Genomic DNA, 21,900 nt, shown 5'->3' on the forward strand with positions numbered 1-21,900 from the left:
TCAGACGGCCTTTATTTGATTAAATTGACGTCTTTTAAGACGAAAGCCAGTTGCTCGGTAGAAGCGGTAGTCGAACTGGCGCATACGGTATAAATGTTGGTTTCGTGAATGGCAATGCAGTTTTCAGAGAGCGTGTTGCCGTCTTCAGTGGGTTGGCTGAAACGGTAGTTCATGCGGTTGTCAGTCGCAATGCCCACGCGCATATTATCCATGCCCTTAGCAGATTGAAGGGTTTCTTTTAAATGGGTGAAATAAGCTTTGGCATCGGTTTTGGCTTTGCCCAAGTTGGCGGTATAGAGCGTGATGCCGGAAGCATTGTCGCGTTGTAGCAAGGTCAGCTCATCAGCCGAAATGCCTTCGGGATGTAAATTCTGATCGTCAATCACATCGGTAAATTGAGTATTTTCAATCATGATGCGAATTTTACTGTCTTTGCTGTTCAGCTCTTGCACGGTGTTTTCTTTTACTATCGGCGCAGACGCGGCGGAAGCTGCTGAGGCCGCCGAAGCGATTGGTTCGGAAGCAGCGGCTGGGGCAGGCGTTTCGCTGACTTTATTGCACGCACTCAGCAATAGTAAAACAAGGATAGACAGTAAAAATTTTGTATTCATGTTGATGACTCATTGTCTTCTCATGGTCAAATGGTTTCAGATGGCCTTATTCAGCTTGCTGGGATTGTGGCAAGGTAGCAATTGCTTGGGTAAATTCCGAAACATCATTAAAACTTTTATAAACCGAAGCGAAGCGAACATAGGCCACTTGGTCGATTTTGGCCAATTCTTCCATCGCCATTTCTCCGACCAGTTGTGATGGCACTTCTTTTTTGCCCAGTTGATACAGGCGCTGCTCAATTAGGGCAACGGTTTCGTCGATTTTTTCTGGAGTAACAGGGCGTTTGTGCAGGGCGCGGGAAAGGCTGGTGTGAAGCTTGTGCGGGTTGAAGTTGACGCGGCTGCCATTGGTTTTCAACACTTGTGGCATACGCATTTCAACCGTTTCAAAGGTGCTGAAGCGTTGTCCGCAAGACACGCAGCGGCGACGGCGGCGGATGCTGTTGGTTTCTTCCAGCAGGCGCGAGTCGGTAACCTGTGTGTTGGCGTGTTGGCAAAACGGACATTTCATATGCAGCTAAATCGTTTGTTTGTAAATAGATATTGTAACTGATAGCCGCATATCCGTATAGCGGAAAAGAATAGCAGAGGCCGTCTGAAACGTTTCAGACGGCCTTTGTCAATCAAACAATTTTAGCAAGACACGCCGACAGCACGCGCCAGCGCCAAACCTTCTTCAACGCTCATGTAAATAGCGGTATGCGGTTTGTCGGAGTGGACAATATCGCCTTGGTGGAACATCACCAATTCATTCACCGCCAATTGGTGCCAAGTTTCGTCGCGGGTCAACGGTAGCGTAGCGATAACGGCAACTTTATCGTTGGGCGTGGTCACTTCGGCAAAATCGACCATCACATCATCATCTAATAAACGGGCTTGACCAAACGGTGCTTTGCGCACGATGTAGTGCAACAAAGTGCTGGCATGGGCAAACAGGTAATCGCCGTTAGACATCACAAAATTAAACAAGCCATAGGTGCGAATCTCGTGGGTTAACTCGCTGATGGCGGCAAACAAAGTGGCTTCATCAGGTTTTTCGCTAAATTGCTGACGTAAGCGGTTGAGAATATAGCAAAAGGCACGTTCTGAATCGGTGCAGCCGACAGCGCGGTAAAAATTGCTTTGTTCCGGTGCAAAATCAATCAGATGACCATTATGGGCAAACAGCCAATATTCGCCCCACATTTCACGCACAAACGGATGCGTATTGGCGAGCGAAGTTTGGCCTTGGGAGGCTTTGCGGATGTGTGCGATGACATTTTCTGATTTGATAGGATAATCGCGCACCAAATCAGCCACAGGGGAATTGGCACTCGGTTTGTCGTCATGAAACAGGCGGATGCCTTTGCCTTCGAAAAAGCCGATGCCAAAACCATCTGCGTGGTGGTCGGTGAGGCCGCCACGCCGTCTGAAACCTTCAAACGAAAACGTGATGTCGGTAGGGGTGTTGCAGTTCATGCCGAGCAGTTGGCACATGGGCAAAGCCTTTATGAATGTGAGAGCGAGACATTAGATTATGGTATATCAGACCAGGGATTTCAATAGCTTTGTGGTGCTATGGTTAGCGTGAATCGGAATATGGCTTGAGGCCGTCTGAAAGGGTTGAACAGTTCAATCTTTCAGACGGCCTTTTTCATCATTCAATCTCGCTTACAAATAAGGCTGTAATGTGCGCTCAAGAATGGCCATATCGGTGATTTCGGTAATATTGGCTTCGCCTAGCCGGTTTAAACCGATAAAACGCATCACGCCGCTGCTGACTTTTTTGTCGTGGCTCATGTGCTCAATCCATTTTTCAAAGGCAAACTGCGGCGGAGCGGCAGGCAGCTTGGCAGCTTCCAGTAAAGCAGCGATGCGTTGGGTATCGGCAGTGGTGGTTTTGCCCAGCTGTTCTGATAAGCGGGCGGCTAAGACGGTGCCGGCGGCGACGGCTTCACCGTGTAACCAAACGCCGTAGCCCATTTCGGCTTCAATCGCATGGCCGAAAGTGTGGCCTAGATTGAGCCATGCGCGGATGCCTTGTTCGGTTTCATCTTGTGCCACGATGTCTGCTTTCATTTTGCAGCAATGATAAACCGCTTGCGCCAGTTTTTCTGGATGTTGCGCCATTAAATCGGACATATTTTGCTCTAACCAAGCGAAGAAATCGGCATCGCCCAGCGCACCGTATTTCACCACTTCAGCCATACCGGCAGACAATTCGCGCTGCGGCAAGGTTTGCAGCGTGCTTAGATCGGCGAGTACGGCTTGCGGCTGGTAAAAGGCGCCAATCATGTTTTTACCCAAGGGGTGGTTGATGGCTGTTTTACCGCCGACGGAAGAATCCACTTGGCTTAACAAGGTGGTCGGTACTTGAATAAACGGTGCACCGCGTTGGTAAGTGGCTGCAGCGAAACCAACCATATCGCCAATCACGCCGCCACCCAGTGCGATTAAGGTAGTTTTGCGTTCGGCACGGTTTTGCATCAGACCATCAAAAATCAGGTTTAGGGTTTGCCAGTTTTTGTGTTCTTCGCCATCGGGGAGAATAATGCTGAAATGCGCGATGCCAAGTTTGTCTAAGGCCGTCTGAAAGCTTTTTAAATACAGCGGAGCAATGGTTTCATTGGTGATGATGGCAGCTTTTTTGGTTAAATAAGGCTGCAACAGTTCATCAGCTTGCTCCAGTAGATTTTGGCCGATAAAAATCGGGTATTGATGAGAAGGGGTTTGAACGCTTAGGGTATGCATGATGATTCCTACGATGTGTCGGTTGACGAGAAAGGCCGTCTGAAAGCATGAGGAAACCTGTTTCAGACGGCCTTTGCCGTAATATATGTCTAAAATAGAAATAATACAGCGTTGTTCGCGCTTATGTATTTAGCTGCATAGGGCGTCACTGTTGTCTTGTCTTATTTCTATGTTAAACGACTAGAATTGCCATCTGTGTTAACCGGCTGCAGGGCATTGAGTAGGCGGTTGACCGTTTTTTGATAATGTTCTGATTCAATGACTAGATGGGCGGTCTCGCGGTAAATGCTGTCGCGAATATCGTATAGCTCTTGCAGCTTGGTCAACGGGTCTTCAACTTGTAACAAGGGGCGGTTGGTATCGTAGCGGGTACGTTCCAACAGAATTTCCGGGCGGGTGTGCAGATAAATAACAGTGCCGTGTTCTCTTAAGCATTTGCGGTTTTCTTCGCGCAAAGGCGCGCCGCCGCCGGTAGATAAAACGATATTTTCTAAGGCGCACAGCTTTTTGAGCATATTGCTTTCACGGTCACGAAAACCTTGTTCGCCTTCCATTTCAAAAATAGTCGGAATAGAGACACCGGAAGCCACGCAGATTTCATGGTCGCTGTCGTAAAAAGGGCGGTCGAGCATTTGGGCGATGTGTTTGCCCAAAGTGGTTTTGCCGGCGCCCATCAGCCCGATAAAAATTAAGTTGCCGTTGATTTTTTCCATAATAGCGGCATTCTATACGAAATTGGCAGGAAAATGTTTTATCTTGAATGTTTCTCATTTTTTACGCAAGGAAATATTAAAACGGGCATACATTTGAGAATATGTATGCCCGTTTGGCAGGATTAGTAGCGCAAGTTGTTGCCTACGCTATCCATGATGCGCGGCGTGATGAAAACCAGCAATTCACGGCGCGCTTCATTGCGGCTGCGAGATTTGAACAAATTGCCCACTACCGGAATGTCACCCAATAAAGGTACTTTGTTGACCGTATTGGAATTTTCTTCCTCGTAAATACCGCCCACAATCAAGGTACCTCCATCTTCCACCATGGCTTGTGTGTTCAGACTCTTGGTGCTGATACACATGGTGCTCAATGAATCTACAGTACAGTTTTGCGGTGTATCTTTATTGATTTTCACCGTCATGATGATTTGGCCATCAGGCGTAATATTCGGCGTTACCGTCAAGCCCAATACCGCTTTTTTGAACGATACCGAAGTAGCGCCGCTCGAAGTCGCTTCTTGGTAAGGAATTTCTGTACCCGATTCGATGGTCGCTTCTTTGCGGTCTTGTGTCAGTACGCGCGGATTGGAAATAGTTTTGCTCTTGTTTTGACCTTCAGCAGCGGCCAATTCCAAGCCCAATGCGCCGGAAGCAAATGAGCGAACCAGGGCAATTGAAGTAGTTGCTGCATTGGTGGTTGGTAGGCTGATATTTGGGCTCATTTCCAAAGCGGTTAAGGTTGGAATAGTGGTAGAGCCGCTTAAAATCGCATTGGCAGCAGCGACATTGTTATTGTAAGCAGTCCCCGTATTCTTCACAGCATTTGACCAGCTTGAGCCCCAAGTATTACGGCCTTTCACGCCGGTATAGCCAAATTTCACACCCAAATCGCGTGAGAAGCCTTCATCTGCTTCTACAATTCGTGCTTCAACCATCACTTGGCGTGTCGGTACATCCAGCTCGTTAATCAGCTTGCGGAATTTCTCAATCACGCTGTGATTATCCGTAATAATCAAGGTATTGGTGGCAGGGTCAATCAAGGCGCTGCCGCGGTTGCTCAATAAGGTGTTACGGTTATTGTTGCTATTATTTGTGCTGCCGTTTTCTTCAATACGCAGAATTTTGCGGAATTCTTCAACGTTTTTGTATTTCAATTGGAAGGTTTGTGACAACAATGGGCCTAATTCGGCAATCTCTTTTTCCGCTTGCAAGAATGCTTTATCTTTAGCCAACAATTCATCGCGCGGAGCGATATTGATGATATTACCTTGGCGACGCATGTCTAAATTACGCGCCTGCATCACCAAATCCAATGCTTGATCCCAAGGCACGTCTTTTAACGACAAAGTCATTTTGCCGTTAACCGTATCGCTGGCCACGATATTCATGCCTGATTCTTTAGACAAAATCTGCAAAATAGTGCGAACTTCTACATCTTGGAAATCTAAAGAGATTTTGCGGCCGTTGAAAGATTTGTTGGCATTATTGCGTAAGCCACGGCTTTCAGTCGTAGCAGCTTTTGGCACAATTTCAAAAGTATGACGACCAGCAGCAGATTGGGTGCTGATGTCCCAGTTGCCTTTGGTGCGGATAATCAATTGTGTTGCATTACCAATGCGTTTTAACGTTACGTTTTGCACCGGTGTATTGAAATCGCCTACATCTAAATTGCGTTGCGCTTGAGTGGGCAGGGGGTGATTTTTTAAGGTAATTACCACACGGTCACGCTCTTGCTTCACATCAGGGCTGCCGGAGAAGGTAGGGGCGGATAATTCTACAACACCAGAGTTACGCGAACCTTTGCGGAAATCAACATTGGCACTGGTGGCGACTTGGCTGGCTTGAGTAGCACGTGCTGCGGCAGGAGTAGGGGCAGGTGCGGGAGCCGAATAAGAGGCTGCTGGTGCAGCTACATTTTGATCAGAGGCTTCGCTGACATAAACCCATACTTCGTCACCACGGATTTCGGTGTTGTATTGACCAGTTTTGTTCAAGCCTAACAAAATGCGGGCGCGATCGTTATTCTGAGCCGCGGTAATTTGGGTTAATAAAGGGTCTGAATATTCCAATACCGGTTGCGATAATTGAATATTGGTATTGGCAAAATCCAAGGCGATGCGTGCAGGTGTAGAAGTCACAAAGCCGGTGGGGCTGGTAATGTCGCGATCAAAACGGATTTTGATAATTTTTTGATTATCAGGCAAAGTCGATACGTTGATATCGGTAATATTGCCGGCAAAGGCCGTCTGAACAGCCATTGCCATACTCAGAGCAGCAAAGAGTTTTGTCATGCGGTTGATTTTCATAAAGTGAGACCCCTTAATTAATTTGTAACAAGCGCAGCATTTTCGCCGACAGGTGCAGATTGTTGTGCTGTAGGTGTAGCGGTTTGTGGCAGGTTGCTGCTGTCCGATTGGCTGCTTAAAGGTAATTCGGCTGTGCGGTAAATCCAGTTGCCGTAGCTGTCTTCAACCATTTCGGTAATGATGATTTTATCTTCAGTAATCCGTTGGATTTTACCGTAATTTTGTCCAATGTAATTACCCGGTACAACGGTGTAAACGTGATTTTCAGCTTGGATGAAGCCGGAAATACGGTTGCCGCTGCGCAAGCTGCCCACATAGCGAAGATTTTCTAAGCTGAAGGCCTCCAAAGTCTCTTTGGTGCGGCGCAGGTTAGGTGCATTGCTGCCGGTTCGTACAGTCAAATTTTGCAAGCGTCGAGAATCGAATGCGTTCGGACCGGAGTAGCTTGGCGGAATATACGCTTTAGGCGGCGTCACAGTCGGTTCTTCAAACGGAATAATGTGTTTCTTGGCATCAGCGCGGGTTTGCGTCATCCATTGACTTAAATCATCATAAGTCGGGGTGCATGCCGCAAGGCTGAAAACGCCTAGGAGTAAGATAGTATTTTTCATGATTTCCCTATGTTACTTTTTCTATTCCTGTGGCTTACCGGAATCGCCGTTTTGTTTGGCTTCTTCGGCTGCTTGTTGTTCGGCGGCAACTTCTTCGGCAGGGCGTGCTTTATAGGTGGTCGCTGTTGCGCTCAGAGTGAGTAAGTCACCTTTACCATCTTTGCTGTTTTTGTCTTCCGTTGATTGTGTGATTTTCAAGGATTCCAAAGTAATAATGCGTGAAAGCTCGCCGACATCACGGGTAAACTGGCTGATTTGGTTGTATTTGCCGGTAATCGCAATTTCATAAGGCAGCTTTTCAATAGGGCCATCAGGTACTGATGGTTGTGGCAACACGCTGTCTAAGCGCAAACCGTTGGTTGAGCCGGCCTGATGCAATTCTTGAATCAGCGTTGGAATCTCGGCATCAGTCGGCAATTGTTTGAGCAATACATTGAATGCTGAGCGAATCGATGTTAATTCAGCTTGCAGATTATTCAGGCTAGCAGCCTCAATACTTTTTTTGGTGTAAGTCTCCTTGAGCTTAACTTCGGTTTCTTCATGTTGTGCCAATGTTTCTAATTGACCTTTGAATAAAGCAAAGTAGCCAATCACCAAAATGGCTAAAATCACCAATGCCGCCAAAAACAGCTTGGCAGGTGTGCTGAGCAAGTAAAGGTTTTGAACATCAATGTCTTTTAATTTCTTTGCGGCCATTTATTTTGCCTCCTGTACAGGTGTCGTCTGAAGCGTAGCTTCCGAAGCGGTAAGGTTGGCCACAGGAGCGTTGTTTTGAGTCAGTAAGACACGCAAAGTAAATTCTTGATAGTTTTCTACTTTTTCAATGCTTAACAGTTCGGGCTGGGAGAATACACCTGTGCTTGGCAATGCGCGCATAAATACGGCGATTTTGTTGTCGCTGATAGCGCGGCCGGTTACTTTGTAGGTGGTCGGATTTTCAGCTTCCAAAGCAGTCAGGTAGGTATTGTCAGGCGTCAAAACATTCAGCGTATCAATAATATATGCCGCTTGCGAGCGGTTTTCTTGCAATTCTTCAACCTTGATTTTCTTAGCTAAGAAATTTTCTTTTTCTGCTTGCAGCTTTTTGATTTCGCCCAAATCGTCATCCAGTTTTTTGATTTCCGACTCAAGGAATGCATTGCGACCTTGTTGGCTATCGATGGCGCTATTAATACTCAGATAGGTCAATGCCGATAAGCCCAAGCCAATCAGCAAGGCAGTCAGCATTAATATTTTGAACTGTTGCTTTTTACGTTGTCTAATCTCTTCCCGATAAGGAAGCAGGTTGATTTTAATAAGTTCAATCATATTACAATCCCCTTAAAGCTAATCCGAAAGCCATGGTTAATGATGGCGCATCTATTTGTAATTGTGGTAAATCTACTTTGCTGCTTCGTTCAGTGTAGGTTACTGGATGAACGCATTGGGTCGGCGTATTGGTTTGCGAGAAAATGCTTTCCGCCAAACCGTTTTGCTGAGAAGGTGCGCCTGTGAGCAAAATGTGTTTGACGTTAGAGAAAGTCTCCGTGTTTTGCGTGGTGTAGTAAAACTGCAAGACACGTTGCACTTCTTGCGCAACCTGCACGTTGAAACGGTCGGCAATTTGGGTTTGGTAATCTGAAGGCTGGGTTGCCGCTACCATCATTTGCGCCGCTTTTTCTTCGGTAACCTGATAAGTGCGCTGGATTAATTGATTTAATTGTTCGGCGCTGACCGGTGTTTCTTGTTTGTAGAGGATTTGACCGTTTTGCATAATCAGCGCATACATTTGTGTGGCATAGATGCCGAATACGGCGATTTTTTCATTGGTCAATTCAGGCGCATGGTGGTTGATCCAATAGGCATAAGCATTGCGCTGTGCCAATAAATCCAAATCCATGGCAGACAAATCCATGCCCGCATTTTCAAACATCTCAATGCGTGGTTCGATGTCGTCTTTGCGAGAGGCTACCAGCAGCATGTGCTGACCGGCAGGGGAAACGGAAGTACCGGTTACTTGGTAATCGTAGTTCATCTCTTCAACCGGACCGATTTGGGACACTTCGGATTCAGCAAAATCTTCCAAATCTAAATCAGTGTGTTTCGGGTTGTGGATAATTTGTTCTACGGTTGCAGTGCTTTGCGGAATGGCGGCAACGAAATTTTTGCAAGAGGTGCGTAACTGGGTGTAGCTATGTTGCAAATAAGTAACAAGTTGTTCGTAGTCTTGAATTTTGTTACCTTTAACAATATTCTTAGGCAGTTTGGTGATAACGTATTTTTCCAACTGAATTTGGTTTAAACTACGTCCTGACAGCTGAACCATCTTGATGGCATGTTGGCTGATGTCTATGCCGATAGCTGCACGGTTGCTCAACCCGCTTGGTGTTTTATTGGTTTTTGTAGTTGTATTTTTAGTGCTTTTTGATAAGCGCATAATATGACTTCCCTGTATCATTACGAAGTGAGTAACAGTTTCGATATCCGTGAGGGATTCTTTTCTTTGCACGCTGGTAACTGTGTTTTATAGAAACCGTTAGCTATTTTACTTTATTTAATGCCTCTGATGGCAAAATATTAATTGGTCATGATTAAAAAGATTATAACTACTTGTATTGGGCTGCTCCTCGGATTGGTGCTTTTTGGTATTGGGCTGGTTGCCATAGCAATTTTGGTTACTTATCCGAAACTCCCTTCGCTGGATACTTTACAACACTACCAACCGAAAATGCCGCTTACGGTTTATTCTTCAGACGGCGAAGTGATTGGTTTATATGGAGAAGAGCGTCGTGAGTTTACAAAAATTGAAGATTTTCCTAAGGTTCTTAAAGATGCCGTGGTTGCGGCGGAAGATAAGCGCTTTTATGAACACTGGGGGGTGGATGTTATCGGTGTCGCGCGTGCAGTTGTCGGTAACTTAGTAGCAGGCGGCGTTCAATCCGGTGCCAGTACCATTACTCAGCAAGTTGCCAAAAACTTCTATTTGAGCAGCGAGCGTACCTTTACCCGTAAATTCAATGAAGCATTGCTCGCCTATAAAATTGAACAATCATTGAGTAAAGATCAGATTTTGGAATTGTATTTCAACCAAATCTATTTGGGTCAACGTTCCTATGGTTTTACTTCGGCAGCGCAAATCTATTTCAACAAAAGTGTGAAAGATTTGTCTTTGGCCGAGGCGACTATGCTGGCTGGTTTGCCTAAAGCACCTTCGGCGTACAATCCGATTGTGAATCCGGAGCGTGCCAAAATCCGACAGGCGTATATTTTGAACAATATGCTTGAAGAGGGCATGATTACCACGCAGCAGCGCGATAAAGCATTGAGAGAAGAGCTGCATTATGAGCGCTTTGTTCAGAAAATCGATCAAAGTGCGCTTTATGTGGCCGAGATGGTACGTCAAGAGTTATACGAGAAATATGGTGAAGACGCCTACACCCAAGGCTTTAAGGTATATACCACGGTCAGCACTGACCATCAGAAAGCGGCAACTGCTGCGCTGCGTCGTACTTTGCGTAACTTCGATCGCGGTAGCAGCTATCGTGGGGCAGAAAATTTTATTGATTTATCCAAAGTCGATGATGTGGAAGATGCGGTTAGCCAACATCTTTCAACCCTCTATACCGTAGATGGTATGGTGCCGGCGGTTGTATTGGATACGACTAAGAAAAGCATTCAGATTCAATTGCCGAGCGGCCGTAAAGCAACATTAAATAGCGGTGCATTAGGTTTTGCTGCACGTGCAGTAGAAAATAAGAAAATGGGTGACGACCGCATTCGTCGTGGTTCGATTATCCGTGTGAAAGGTAGTGGTGACAGCTGGCGAGTGGTTCAGGAGCCATTGTTGCAAGGTGCGCTGGTGTCGTTGGATGCTAAAACCGGTGCAGTACGCGCGTTGGTGGGTGGTTATGATTACCACAGTAAAACGTTTAACCGAGCAACTCAGGCCATGCGTCAACCGGGCTCAGCGTTTAAACCATTCGTGTATTCGGCTGCGTTGGCCAAAGGCATGACTGCTTCGACTCAGATTAACGATGCACCGATTTCCTTGCCGGGTAAAGGCCCTAATGGCACGACTTGGACACCTAAAAACTCAGACGGTCGCTATTCAGGCTATATTACTTTGCGCCAAGCGTTGACTGCTTCAAAAAATATGGTGTCTATCCGTATTTTGATGTCGATTGGTGTGAACTATGCGCAACAGTATATCCAGCGTTTTGGCTTTAAGCCGTCTGAAATTCCACCGATTTTGTCGATGTCTTTGGGTACGGGTGAAACCACACCGTTGCGCATGGCAGAAGGTTATGCTGTATTTGCCAATGGCGGTTACCGCGTATCGGCGCATGTGATTGACAAGATTTACGATAGCCAAGGCCGTTTGCGTGCGCAAATGCAGCCGTTGGTGGCCGGAGAAAATGCGCCACAGGCAATTGATCCGCGTAATGCGTATATCATGTATAAAATTATGCAGGATGTGGTGCGTTCCGGTACGGCGCGCAGTGCAAATGCTTTAGGTCGTTCGGATATTGCTGGCAAAACCGGTACGACTAACGACAATAAAGATGCATGGTTTATCGGCTTCAATCCGAGTGTGGTTACGGCGGTATATATCGGTTTTGACAAACCGAAGAGCATGGGACGTGCAGGCTATGGCGGTACAATTGCTGTGCCGGTATGGGTTGAGTACATGCGCTTTGCACTGAAAGGTACGAAAGCAACAGGCATGAAATCCCCGGAAGGAATGGTCACTAAAAACGGTGAATATTACATGCGGGAGCGTCAGGTAACCAGCAGTGATTTGTCGCTGGATAATAGAGGCAGCGTACCGCGTAATAATGCTGCGCCACGACGTGCTAGTCCTAGTGCTGCCGAAACGCGGAGACAAACGAATGAAGCAACACCGTCCGAGCCGGTAGAAAAGCCTTTGCCACCTACCAGTAGTCATGATGGCGGCAACAAACAGTTGGATTCGTTGTTTTGATGATGTGAAAGGCCGTCTGAAACGTTTCAGACGGCCTTGTTTTTATTATTTGCCCGTGATTTGCGGTTTATCAATACCGCATGGGCTACACTTGGTTACAATATTTTAATCGTTTGATTGCATTCCGGCTATTTCTGCATGATGATGGGCAAACCATTCGCCAACAACTTGATTTACTTCCTCAATGCCTTGTTTTTTTAAGCTGGAAAAGAGTTGAATGCTGATGCGTTGGCGCTCCATGTAAGGTTTGAGCGATTTTTTTACCACACCCAGCGTTTTAATTTGGTCGTTTTTGGAGAGTTTGTCGGCTTTTGACAACAGAATATGCACCGGTCGGCCGGTAATATGGAAAAAGTCCAACATCTGAATATCCAAGGCTTTTAACGGATGGCGGGCATCCATAATCAGTACTAAACCAATGAGCTGATGGCGGGTCTGTAAATAGTCCCCTAAGAGTTTCACCCAGTGCGCACGGATGGCTTCCGGTACTTGTGCATAGCCGTAGCCGGGTAGGTCGACCATGAAGTTGCCGTTGGTCAGCTCAAAGAAATTGATGTGTTGCGTGCGGCCGGGGGTTTTGGAAACATAAGCCAAGCGCACATGATTGGTAAGTGTGTTAATCGCGCTGGATTTGCCCGCATTACTGCGTCCGACAAAGGCGATTTCGGCCGGTGTGTCGGGTAAATCTTTCAAATGATTAACGGTGGTGAAGAATTTTGCGTTTTGGAAGAGATTCATAGTAGTAATTTAATGTAAATTTAGTATAGAATACCATGTTTATAGAATCATCGGTTTTAATCCGGTAAAAATATATCCGGTATTTGAGTATAAAAAAGGCATTGTTTCGCTACGCAATGCTGTAATCAGGAGCACTCCATGAAACGATTCACTTTATTGGCTTTAGCCTTGGCAGCTGGTGCGGTAACGGCTGCGCCAAAAGCCGATGTGGCAAAAGGCAAAGAAATTGCAAACAACGTTTGTGCGGCGTGTCACGCTGCCGACGGTAACAGTGGTATTGCCATGTATCCGAAAGTATCTGCCCAACACGAGGCTTATATTTTCCAACAAACGATGGATATTAAAGAAGGCAAACGTATCCACGGTTCTGCTGCGGCGATGAAACCTTTGGTGATGGGTTTGTCTGAGCAAGACATCCGCGATGTGTCTGCTTTCTATGCTAAGCAACAAGCCAAACCGGGTGAAACCAATCCAAAAGAAAATGCGGAATTGGGTGCGAAAATTTTCCGTGGCGGTATTGCGGATAAGAAAGTACCGGCTTGTATGTCATGCCACGGCCCGAGCGGTGCAGGTATGCCGGGCGGTGGTGCCGATATTATCGCCTATCCGCGCATTGGTGGTCAGCACAAAGCCTATATCGTGGCACAAATGCAGGCTTACCAATCTGGTCAGCGTGAAAACGCGATGATGCAGGATATTGCCAAACGCATGTCGGCTGAAGAATTGGAAGCAGTAGGTAACTTCATTCAAGGTCTGCATTAATTTGCACGATTACGCGATTGCATAATAAGGCCGTCTGAAAGAATTTGATTTCAGACGGCCTCAAGCACATACGGTAACAAATCATTTAAAATAATTATCAATATTTTCTGATTAATTGAATCAGGTGATTATACTGTATTTTTAAAGTTGTTGTATAGAATCTACATTTTATGAGCACTACTTCAAAACCCGTTCCGTTTATCCGTCGGCCATGGTTTGCTTTTTTAAGCTCCATGCGCTTTGCCGTTGCCCTGTTGAGCTTATTGGGTGTGGCTTCGATTATCGGAACGGTGTTGCAGCAAAATCAGCCGCAAGTGAACTATGTGGTGAAATTTGGTCCGTTTTGGTCGCAGATTTTCGGCTTCTTGGGCTTGTACGATGTGTATGCCTCGCTTTGGTTTGTCATCATCATGCTGTTTTTGGTGATTTCAACCAGCTTGTGTCTGATTCGCAATGTGCCGCCGTTTTTGCGTGAGATTAAATCCTTTCGTGAAAATGCCAAAGAGAAATCACTGGCAGCCATGCGCCATTCTACAGAGTTGCCGCAAAATATTTCACCTGACGTGGCGCAGCGCTATTTGGAAGTGCAGGGCTTTTCGGCCAAAACCGTGCAGCGTGATGACGGCTCGGTGTTGGTGGCAGCTAAAAAAGGCGCGATGAACAAATGGGGCTATATTTTTGCCCACGTTGCGCTGATTGTGATTTGTATCGGTGGCTTGATTGACAGTAATTTGTTGCTCAAAGTCGGTATGCTCACCGGCCGTATTGTGCCGGACAACAACGCCATGTACGCCAAAGATTTTAAGCCGGAAAGCGTGTTGAGTACCGCTAATCCGTCCTTCCGCGGCAACGTCAACATCAACGAAGGGCAGAGCGCCGATGTGGTGTTTGTGAGTGCGGATAGCGGCATGCTGGTGCAGGATTTGCCGTTTGAAGTGAAGCTGAAAAAATTCCACATCGATTTCTACGATACCGGCATGCCGAAAGACTTTGCCAGCGATTTGGAAGTGACTGACAAAGCTACCGGCGAAAAAATCGAGCAAACCATCCGCGTTAACCATCCGCTGACCTTACACGGCATCACCATTTACCAAGCCAGCTTTGCTGATGGCGGCTCGGATTTGAAATTTAAAGCGTGGAGCTTGAGCGATCCAAGTCGCCAATCGATTGAGCTGAAAGCCACGTCGATGCGCGATTTTCCGTTTAATATCGGCGATACCTCATACCGTTTGGAATTTGATCAGTTTACGGCCATGAACGTTGAAGACATGAGTAAGCCGTCTGAAAAAGCGGATGCCGGTTTGCAGGGCACGATTAACGATGTGCGCGCCGTATCGCAGGAAAACAAAAAATTCACCAACATCGGCCCATCGATTATCTACCGCTTGCGTGACAGCGCAGGACAGGCTGTTGAATACAAAAACTACATGCTGCCGATTAAGCAGGAAGAGGATTATTTCTTCATCACCGGCACGCGTGCAGGCTTGGCGCAACAATACCGCTGGCTGCGTATCCCGATGGATAAAAGCGGCAAAGTTGATACCTTTATGGCTTTGCGCGAGTTGCTGAAAGATGAAGCTGAGCGCAACAAAGTGGTGCAGCAGGCCACGCTTGGTGCGCCGTCTGAAATCAGTGAGCAGTTTAAGCAGGCAGCGACCAATACCTTGAGTATTTTTGCACAAGGTGGCTATTTGGCCTTGGATGAGTTTGTTACGAAAAACATTCCAAAAGAGCAGCAGGAAAAAATGCAGGGCTATTTCTATCAAATGCTGTTTGGCGTGATGAATGCTGCCGTTGATGAAACCCTGAAAAAATATAATTTACCCGCTTGGCCGCAAGATGAAGCGCGTAATCGTTTTGTGCTGCACAGCATGGATGCCTACACCGGTTTGACCGAATATCCGGCGCCGATGTTGCTGCAACTTGACGGCTATACCGAAGTGCGCTCATCAGGCTTGCAGATGACGCGTTCGCCGGGCGCATCATTGGTGTATTTAGGCTCGGTTTTGCTGGTGCTGGGCACGATTTTCATGTTCTACATTCGTGAAAAACGCGCATGGCTGCTGTTTTCAGACGGCCGCATCCGCTTTGCCATGTCATCAAGCCGTAACGAGCGCGATTTACAAAAAGAATTTCCGCAACACACCCAGCGTTTGCAACAGCTGGCGAAGGATTTAAACCATGACCACACAAAATAAAGCCGTGCCTGAACACGAGCTCTTAACACACAAATCATTCATGCGCAGCCTGAATGCCTTGGATTGGGGCTTTGCTTTAGTCATTGCCGCCATTGCCTATTTTGCGCAAACCCACGTCGGCCATCACATGGATATTTATGAGATGGTGATTTTATGGGCAAGCGCCGGTATTGCCGTGTTCTTGGGCTGGTTTTTCAAACCGATGCGTTGGTATATCGTGCTGTGTTTGGCCTTGGCTTATGCAGCAGTGAATTTGTACGCGGGCGACATCAAGAATGCAGACAGCTTCTTGCTGAAATATTTCCTAAGCAGCCAATCGGCGATTATGTGGCAATGCGCGTTTGTGTTTTTTGCGCTGTTTGCCTACATTGCCGGCGCAATTATTGCCAACCGCCAACATCAGGAAACCAATACCTTGCTCGGCATGGGCACAGTATTCGGCTGGATTTCTGCGGTGGCCGGCTTTACCGGTTTGTTGGTTCGCTGGCATGAAAGCTATTTGCTGCGTCCGGATGCCGGTCATATTCCGGTATCCAACCTGTATGAAGTGTTTATTTTATTCTTGGTGATTACCGGTTTGATGTATGTGTATTACGAAGGCCGTTTTGCCGTGCAGAAGCTGGGCGGGTTCGTCTATACCTTTATGGCGGTGGTGGTGTGTTTTGTGTTGTGGTACAGCATTTCGCGTGAAGCGCACACCATTCAGCCTTTGGTTCCAGCCTTGCAGTCGTGGTGGATGAAGATTCACGTTCCGGCCAACTTTATCGGCTACGGCGCATTCTGTATTGCCGCCATGTTGGGTGTGGCGGAACTGTGGTCGTTGCGCAGCGAAGAGAAGGGCAAGAAATCATGGTTGCCTGCTTCGCAAGTGATTGAAGAAATGATGTATAAAGCGATTGCTGTCGGTTTCTTGTTTTTCACCATCGCGACGATTCTCGGCGCTTTGTGGGCAGCAGATGCATGGGGTCGCTACTGGAGCTGGGACCCGAAAGAAACATGGGCGTTTATCGTGTGGTTGAATTACGCAGTTTGGTTGCATTTGCGCTTGGTAGCCGGTTGGCGTGGCCGTGTATTGGCATGGTGGGCGATTATCGGCTTGTTTGTCACTGCCTTTGCCTTTATCGGCGTGAACATGTTCTTGAGCGGTTTGCACTCTTACGGTACGCTGTAAATCTTATCGTAAAGGCCGTCTGAAACGGGATTGTTTCAGACGGCCTTTTTATCATTTTAAATGGATTCAATCCAATTAGTTTTTATCCAAGTCCAAATCGGCTTTGTATTCGATACGGCCATGGTCTTTGTCTTCAATCGATACGTCTAATTCATGGTTGCCGCGTTTGAATTTCAAATCGGCATCGTCGCGTTTGATTTCAGACTCAACCACTTTGAAGCCTTTGCGTTTAGCGTGGGCAATCACTTTTTTGGCCAAGGCTGGAATTGAAGTATGGCGTGAAGACAGCTCGGCTTCGTATTCAAATTCGCCATTGCCTTGACGGTCGGCTTTGATGGTTTTCGCGCCGGCAGGTTTGTAGATTTCAGACGGCACTGGTGCGGCAAACGCGCTGGCTGAAAACAGAGCCAAAATACCGGTCAACATCAAAGATTTGGTTTTATTCATGATAGATTCCTTTTCTTCAAGGGTATTAAATTTGTGATGTAGCGGATTGTAGCGCCGGCCTGAAAAAATCGGCAAGCGACTAAACCAGCTTTTACCTTAGCGGATTTTCTTACCATTTGGCTTACGACTCTTTGCAAAACCTGCGGAAACTTACGCAAATTGCTGCGCATAAATGAGTAAAAAACTAAGCTTTAAGCATAGTCTTCATCAATGTGCGCAGCAAGCAAGATTAAAATCGGCTAAAATACAGCATTATTTTTTCAGACGGCCTTAAGCTATGTTGGTATTGGGAATCGAATCTTCTTGTGATGAAACCGGTGTTGCCTTGTATGACACCGAACGCGGCTTGCTGGCGCATCATCTGCACACGCAAATGGCCATGCATGCCGAATATGGCGGCGTGGTGCCTGAATTGGCCAGCCGTGACCATATCCGCCGCGTGGTGCCGCTTACCGAAGGCGCGTTGCAGGAAGCCGGTGTCGGCTATGACGATATTGATGCGGTGGCTTTCACCCAAGGGCCGGGCTTGGGTGGGGCACTGTTGGCCGGTTCCAGCTATGCGAATGCCTTGGCCTTTGCACTCAATAAGCCGGTGATTCCGGTGCACCATTTGGAAGGGCATTTATTGTCGCCATTGCTGGCAGATGAAAAACCGGAATTTCCGTTTGTCGCCTTGTTGGTGTCGGGCGGCCACACGCAATTTATGGCGGTGCGCGGTATTGGCGATTACACGCTGCTGGGCGAAAGCGTGGATGACGCGGCGGGCGAAGCATTTGATAAAACCGCCAAGCTGCTGGGTTTGCCGTATCCGGGCGGGGCAAAATTGTCGGAGTTGGCCAAATTAGGCACGCCTGATGCGTTTACCTTTCCGCGCCCGATGCTGCATTCGCACGATTTGCAAATGAGCTTTTCCGGCTTGAAAACTGCCGTGTTGACTGCGGTGGAAAAAGTACGCGCGGAAACGGGCAGCGATGAGATTCCCGAGCAAACGCGCAACGATATTTGTCGCGCATTTCAAGATGCCGTGGTCGATGTGTTGATTGCCAAATCGAAAAAAGCCTTGCTGGATACCGGATTCAGCACCTTGGTGGTGGCCGGTGGTGTGGGGGCAAACTGGAAGCTGCGCGACGAATTCAGTCGCTTGAGTGTGACCATGCCGTCTGAAAAAGGCAAGCCGAAACCAAAACAAGAAGCGGTAAACGTGTTTTTCCCGCCGATGGCTTATTGCACCGATAACGGCGCGATGATTGCTTTTGCGGGCGCCATGCGTTTGCAGGACAGACAACAGGCTGCCGGTTTTAATGTGAAACCGCGCTGGCCGCTGTCGGATATTGTGAAAGCATGATGCTTTCACCTGATTGAACAAAAAGGCCGTCTGAAATCAAATTCTTTCAGACGGCCTTTCATGTATCTAAACCAATTTATTTTTGGTTTTTCTCAATAATTTCTTTCAGCTGTGGCATCGGGCTGTAACCACTTTGCGTGCGGCCGTTCGGGAACACGATGGTTGGTGTGCCGGTGAAGCCCAGTTGCTCGCCCAGAGACATGGTTTCGGCAACCGGATTGTCACAGGCTTTGGCGGCAGGCGGGGTTTTGCCTTCGCGCATCCATTCTGTCCATGCTTTGGTGGCGTTTGGTTGGCACCAGATGTTTTCCGCTTTGCGTTGTGCATCAGGGTGCAGGCTGGCGATTGGCATCATGAAGTTGTAAATGGTGATGTCGGTCATTTTGGCAAATTCGTGCTCTAAGCGTTTACAGAATGGGCAATCCGGGTCGCTGAACACGGCTACTTTTAATTTGCCGTTGCCACGCACTTCTTTAATCGCTTTGTCCAAAGGCAGGCTGTCGAAATCAAGCTTGTTCAATTCCGCCGCGCGCTCGTCGGTCAGGCTCTCGCGTGAGTTGACATCAATCAAATCGCCGACCAGCATGTAATCGCCTTTTGAGTCGGTGTAGATAATCTGATTGCCGCTCACAACCACTTCATACACGCCTTGCATCGGGGTTTCGCCCACGCTTATCACTTTTAATTCTTGCGCTTCATACACTTTTTCCAGCTTGGTTTTCAGTGATTCGGCTACGCTTTTATCGGCGGCTTTCGGTGCGGCAGCAGAAGCGGCTGCAGCAGGAGCGGAAGCGGCACCTTTATTGGTCACGGTGGTTTGGCCGCAGGCAACCAAAGGCAGCATGGCCAATGGCAGTAATGTGTTGATTAATTTCAATTTCATGTTGCTCTGAATGAGAATGTAAAAACCGCATTGTAGCAAAACTCGGCGCGCTATGCAGATAAGTTTATTGCTGTATCGCTTGCTGATAAAATGGCTTTTTTCAGGCCGTCTGAAACATCAGGCGCGCGAAACCCAAACTAATTGATTTGAATCATGATTTATCATCATATTGCCCTTAATGTGCCGCTTTCAGACGGCCTGCTGACTTATGCGCACCACGAAGCCTTGCCGGTTGGCACGCGCGTGGTGGTGCCGTTTCGCAACAAACCGCAAGTCGGCATGGTGTGGGCAAACGATGTCATGCCCGATATTGATGTGCGCAAGATTCAAAGTGTTCAGACGGCCTTTACCGACGAACCGCCGCTGCCGCAGGATTGGCGCGCATTGTTGGCGTTTACCGCGCGCTATTACCATTATCCGCTGGGGCAGGCCGTGTTCACCGCGTTGCCGCAAGGCTTGAAGGAAACCAAGCCTGTGGCCATGCCCGAGCCGCCGCTGTTTTACCGTTTAAACGAATCCGGCAGGGCGCAAACGCCGCCGCCCGAGCGCTTCCATAAAAAACGCGCCGTGTGGGAGGCTTTGCTTTCAGACGGCCTGACGCTATCCGTTTTAAAAAAAATCCACAGCCAAGCAGAAAAATTGTTAGACGAATGGGCGGAACAAGGCTGGATAGACACGTTTCATGCCGCCGCGCCCAAATTGATGCCATCTGAACACATATTAAACGCCGAGCAGCAACACGCTTCGCAGCAGATTCAGACGGCCTTTGGGCAGTTTCAGCCGTTTTTGCTCTACGGCATCACCGGCAGCGGCAAAACCGAAGTGTATTTCGATGCGATTGCCCAAGTGTTGGCGCAGGGCAAACAGGTGTTGTTTTTACTGCCCGAAATCAATTTGACGCCGCAGCTGTTGAAGCGCGTGCAAAACCGTTTTGCAGATGTGCTGACCGCCGTGCTACACAGCCAAACCGCCGCAGGAAAACGCACGCAGGATTATTTGCGCGCGATGTCGGGGCAGGCAAAGTTGGTGATCGGCACACGGCTGGCGGTGTTTACGCCGATGGGCGAAATCGGCCTAATTGTGGTCGATGAAGAACATGATTCGTCGTTCAAGCAAGACAACGAATTGCGCTACCATGCGCGTGATTTGGCGGTATGGCGGGCGAAACAGGCGGATTGTCCGATTGTGTTGGGCAGCGCGACACCGAGCTTGGAAAGCTGGCACAAGGCGCAGAGTGGTGCTTATCAGCTGCTCGAATTAACCGAACGCGCCCATACCGCCGCGCAGTTGCCGCAAGTGGAGATTTTGAACGTAGGCCGTCTGAAACTCGACAACGGCTTTTCGCCGCAAGCCTTGAAATTGCTTCAGCAAAATTTTGCAGCGGGCGGCATGTCGCTGGTGTATCTCAACCGCCGCGGCTTTTCACCGGCCTTGTTTTGCGGCGATTGCGGCCATACCTTCGGTTGCCCGAATTGTTCGGCCAAGATGGTGTTGCATCAACGCGCGCGGCAATTGCGCTGCCACCATTGCGACCACTGCGAGCCGGTGCCTTATAAATGCCCCGATTGCGGCAATCAGGATTTGACCGCCGTCGGCCACGGCACGCAGCGCGTGGAAGAAACGCTGCGAAATTTCTTGCCGCAAGCCAAAGTGGTGCGCGTGGATCGCGACAGCACCTCACACAAAGACGATTGGGCGGATTTGTACCAACGCATTGCTGCCGATGACGTGGATATTTTGGTCGGCACGCAAATGCTGGCGAAAGGGCACGATTTCGCGCGGCTGAATCTGGTGATTGTGCTGAATGCCGACGGCAGCTTATACAGCTCCGATTTCCGCGCCCCCGAGCGTTTGTTTGCCGAGCTGATGCAAGTATCCGGCCGAGCGGGGCGTGCCGACAAAGCAGGGCAGGTGTTGATACAGACGCAATTGCCCGACCATGCTGTATTTGCCGCTGTGAAGGCGCAGGATTACCGCCATTTTGCTGCCAACGAATTGAGCGAGCGCGAAATGTTTGCCATGCCGCCATTCGGTTTTCAGACGGCCATCCGCGCCGATGCGCCGAATGTGGCGCAGGCGATGGATTTTTTGAACGAGATGAAAGCCCTAGTTCAGCCCTTGCTGCAAGAGAGCGTGACCCAGTTCGGCCCTGCGCCCATGCTGATGGTGCGGCTGGCCGAGCGCGAACGGGCGCAGCTTTTTCTGGAATCGACTTCACGCAAGGATTTGCATCATGCGGTAAGTTTGTGGGTGCAGGTGTTGCAGCAAAACCGCGACCACAAAATCCGCTGGAGTGTGGATGTAGATGTGCAGGATATGTAGAAATAGTCTTTATAAATCAAAATAATACGGCCTTGCCGGCACCTTTAAACGACTATATTTTTAGATAAAACGAGGCCGTCTGAATCTTCAGACGGCCTCG

General features: G+C 48.2%; 19 protein-coding genes. 6 read left to right on the plus strand and 13 right to left on the minus strand.

Annotated features, from left to right (window positions below; translation table 11 throughout):
- Positions 1 to 11 precede the first annotated feature (11 nt).
- From GJV52_RS08135 to pilM, 10 genes are all read right to left on the minus strand, one after another.
- Positions 12 to 611: a cytochrome C gene (locus tag GJV52_RS08135; protein ID WP_095502372.1), complete on the minus strand. Its 600-nt coding sequence runs from the start codon at positions 609 to 611 to the stop codon at positions 12 to 14.
- Between the two features lie 46 nt (positions 612 to 657).
- The gene (gene nrdR / locus GJV52_RS08140) at positions 658 to 1,122 is read right to left on the minus strand and encodes a transcriptional regulator NrdR (protein ID WP_095502373.1); all 465 of its coding nucleotides are present in this window, start codon (positions 1,120 to 1,122) and stop codon (positions 658 to 660) included.
- A 122-nt stretch (positions 1,123 to 1,244) separates the two neighbouring features.
- Positions 1,245 to 2,087, minus strand: a complete 843-nt coding sequence (locus GJV52_RS08145; protein ID WP_100563217.1) for a class II glutamine amidotransferase — start codon at positions 2,085 to 2,087, stop codon at positions 1,245 to 1,247.
- A gap of 174 nt (positions 2,088 to 2,261) precedes the next feature.
- A complete protein-coding gene (gene aroB / locus GJV52_RS08150) occupies positions 2,262 to 3,341 on the minus strand; it encodes a 3-dehydroquinate synthase (RefSeq protein WP_100563215.1) in 1,080 nt (359 codons plus the stop codon).
- A gap of 167 nt (positions 3,342 to 3,508) precedes the next feature.
- Positions 3,509 to 4,054 (minus strand): shikimate kinase, encoded by a 546-nt coding sequence (locus GJV52_RS08155; protein ID WP_100563213.1) that lies wholly within the window; start codon positions 4,052 to 4,054, stop codon positions 3,509 to 3,511.
- A 122-nt stretch (positions 4,055 to 4,176) separates the two neighbouring features.
- Positions 4,177 to 6,363 carry a type IV pilus secretin PilQ gene (pilQ, locus tag GJV52_RS08160; protein WP_095502377.1) on the minus strand — a complete coding sequence of 729 codons (2,187 nt, stop codon included), beginning with the start codon at positions 6,361 to 6,363 and terminating at the stop codon, positions 4,177 to 4,179.
- A gap of 17 nt (positions 6,364 to 6,380) precedes the next feature.
- A complete protein-coding gene (locus GJV52_RS08165; protein WP_095502378.1) occupies positions 6,381 to 6,974 on the minus strand; it encodes a pilus assembly protein PilP in 594 nt (197 codons plus the stop codon).
- 21 nt (positions 6,975 to 6,995) lie between these two features.
- Positions 6,996 to 7,670, minus strand: coding sequence for a type IV pilus inner membrane component PilO (locus GJV52_RS08170; protein ID WP_095502379.1), 675 nt, complete (start codon positions 7,668 to 7,670; stop codon positions 6,996 to 6,998).
- Positions 7,671 to 8,282, minus strand: a complete 612-nt coding sequence (locus GJV52_RS08175) for a PilN domain-containing protein (protein WP_100563211.1) — start codon at positions 8,280 to 8,282, stop codon at positions 7,671 to 7,673. It lies immediately after the preceding gene.
- Position 8,283: 1 nt separating this feature from the next.
- Positions 8,284 to 9,390 carry a type IV pilus assembly protein PilM gene (pilM, locus tag GJV52_RS08180; RefSeq protein ID WP_195690030.1) on the minus strand — a complete coding sequence of 369 codons (1,107 nt, stop codon included), beginning with the start codon at positions 9,388 to 9,390 and terminating at the stop codon, positions 8,284 to 8,286.
- A gap of 150 nt (positions 9,391 to 9,540) precedes the next feature.
- Between pilM and GJV52_RS08185 the strand changes: the two genes are divergently transcribed.
- Positions 9,541 to 11,934, plus strand: a complete 2,394-nt coding sequence (locus tag GJV52_RS08185) for a penicillin-binding protein 1A (RefSeq protein WP_100563207.1) — start codon at positions 9,541 to 9,543, stop codon at positions 11,932 to 11,934.
- A gap of 105 nt (positions 11,935 to 12,039) precedes the next feature.
- On the opposite strand, the gene yihA is transcribed toward GJV52_RS08185, so the two are convergent.
- Positions 12,040 to 12,672, minus strand: a complete 633-nt coding sequence (gene yihA / locus GJV52_RS08190; RefSeq protein WP_095502383.1) for a ribosome biogenesis GTP-binding protein YihA/YsxC — start codon at positions 12,670 to 12,672, stop codon at positions 12,040 to 12,042.
- 138 nt (positions 12,673 to 12,810) lie between these two features.
- Here yihA and GJV52_RS08195 point away from each other — a divergent pair, with 138 nt between their 5' ends.
- The 3 genes from GJV52_RS08195 to ccsB all read left to right on the plus strand — a co-directional run bounded on the left by GJV52_RS08195 (position 12,811) and on the right by ccsB (position 16,803).
- Positions 12,811 to 13,434 carry a c-type cytochrome gene (locus tag GJV52_RS08195; RefSeq protein ID WP_095502384.1) on the plus strand — a complete coding sequence of 208 codons (624 nt, stop codon included), beginning with the start codon at positions 12,811 to 12,813 and terminating at the stop codon, positions 13,432 to 13,434.
- A 233-nt stretch (positions 13,435 to 13,667) separates the two neighbouring features.
- Positions 13,668 to 15,632: a cytochrome c biogenesis protein ResB gene (locus GJV52_RS08200; protein ID WP_229437012.1), complete on the plus strand. Its 1,965-nt coding sequence runs from the start codon at positions 13,668 to 13,670 to the stop codon at positions 15,630 to 15,632.
- Entirely contained in the window at positions 15,616 to 16,803 is a 1,188-nt protein-coding gene (ccsB, locus tag GJV52_RS08205) for a c-type cytochrome biogenesis protein CcsB (protein ID WP_100563204.1), read from the plus strand. The genes GJV52_RS08200 and ccsB overlap by 17 nt, the downstream gene beginning before the upstream one ends.
- Positions 16,804 to 16,878: 75 nt before the next feature.
- Here ccsB and GJV52_RS08210 read toward each other — a convergent pair whose 3' ends face one another.
- Positions 16,879 to 17,250: a hypothetical protein gene (locus tag GJV52_RS08210; protein WP_095502387.1), complete on the minus strand. Its 372-nt coding sequence runs from the start codon at positions 17,248 to 17,250 to the stop codon at positions 16,879 to 16,881.
- 277 nt (positions 17,251 to 17,527) lie between these two features.
- Here GJV52_RS08210 and tsaD point away from each other — a divergent pair, with 277 nt between their 5' ends.
- Positions 17,528 to 18,595: a tRNA (adenosine(37)-N6)-threonylcarbamoyltransferase complex transferase subunit TsaD gene (gene tsaD / locus GJV52_RS08215; protein ID WP_100563202.1), complete on the plus strand. Its 1,068-nt coding sequence runs from the start codon at positions 17,528 to 17,530 to the stop codon at positions 18,593 to 18,595.
- A 76-nt stretch (positions 18,596 to 18,671) separates the two neighbouring features.
- Here the strand turns inward: tsaD and GJV52_RS08220 are convergent, their stop codons facing one another.
- Positions 18,672 to 19,478 carry a DsbC family protein gene (locus tag GJV52_RS08220; protein ID WP_100563200.1) on the minus strand — a complete coding sequence of 269 codons (807 nt, stop codon included), beginning with the start codon at positions 19,476 to 19,478 and terminating at the stop codon, positions 18,672 to 18,674.
- Between the two features lie 153 nt (positions 19,479 to 19,631).
- Between GJV52_RS08220 and GJV52_RS08225 the strand changes: the two genes are divergently transcribed.
- Positions 19,632 to 21,800, plus strand: a complete 2,169-nt coding sequence (locus GJV52_RS08225; RefSeq protein WP_100563198.1) for a primosomal protein N' — start codon at positions 19,632 to 19,634, stop codon at positions 21,798 to 21,800.
- Positions 21,801 to 21,900: the final 100 nt, after the last annotated feature.

Origin of the sequence: Neisseria brasiliensis (assembly GCF_009671065.1) — a bacterium.
GTDB classification, from domain to species: Bacteria; Pseudomonadota; Gammaproteobacteria; order Burkholderiales; family Neisseriaceae; genus Neisseria; species Neisseria brasiliensis.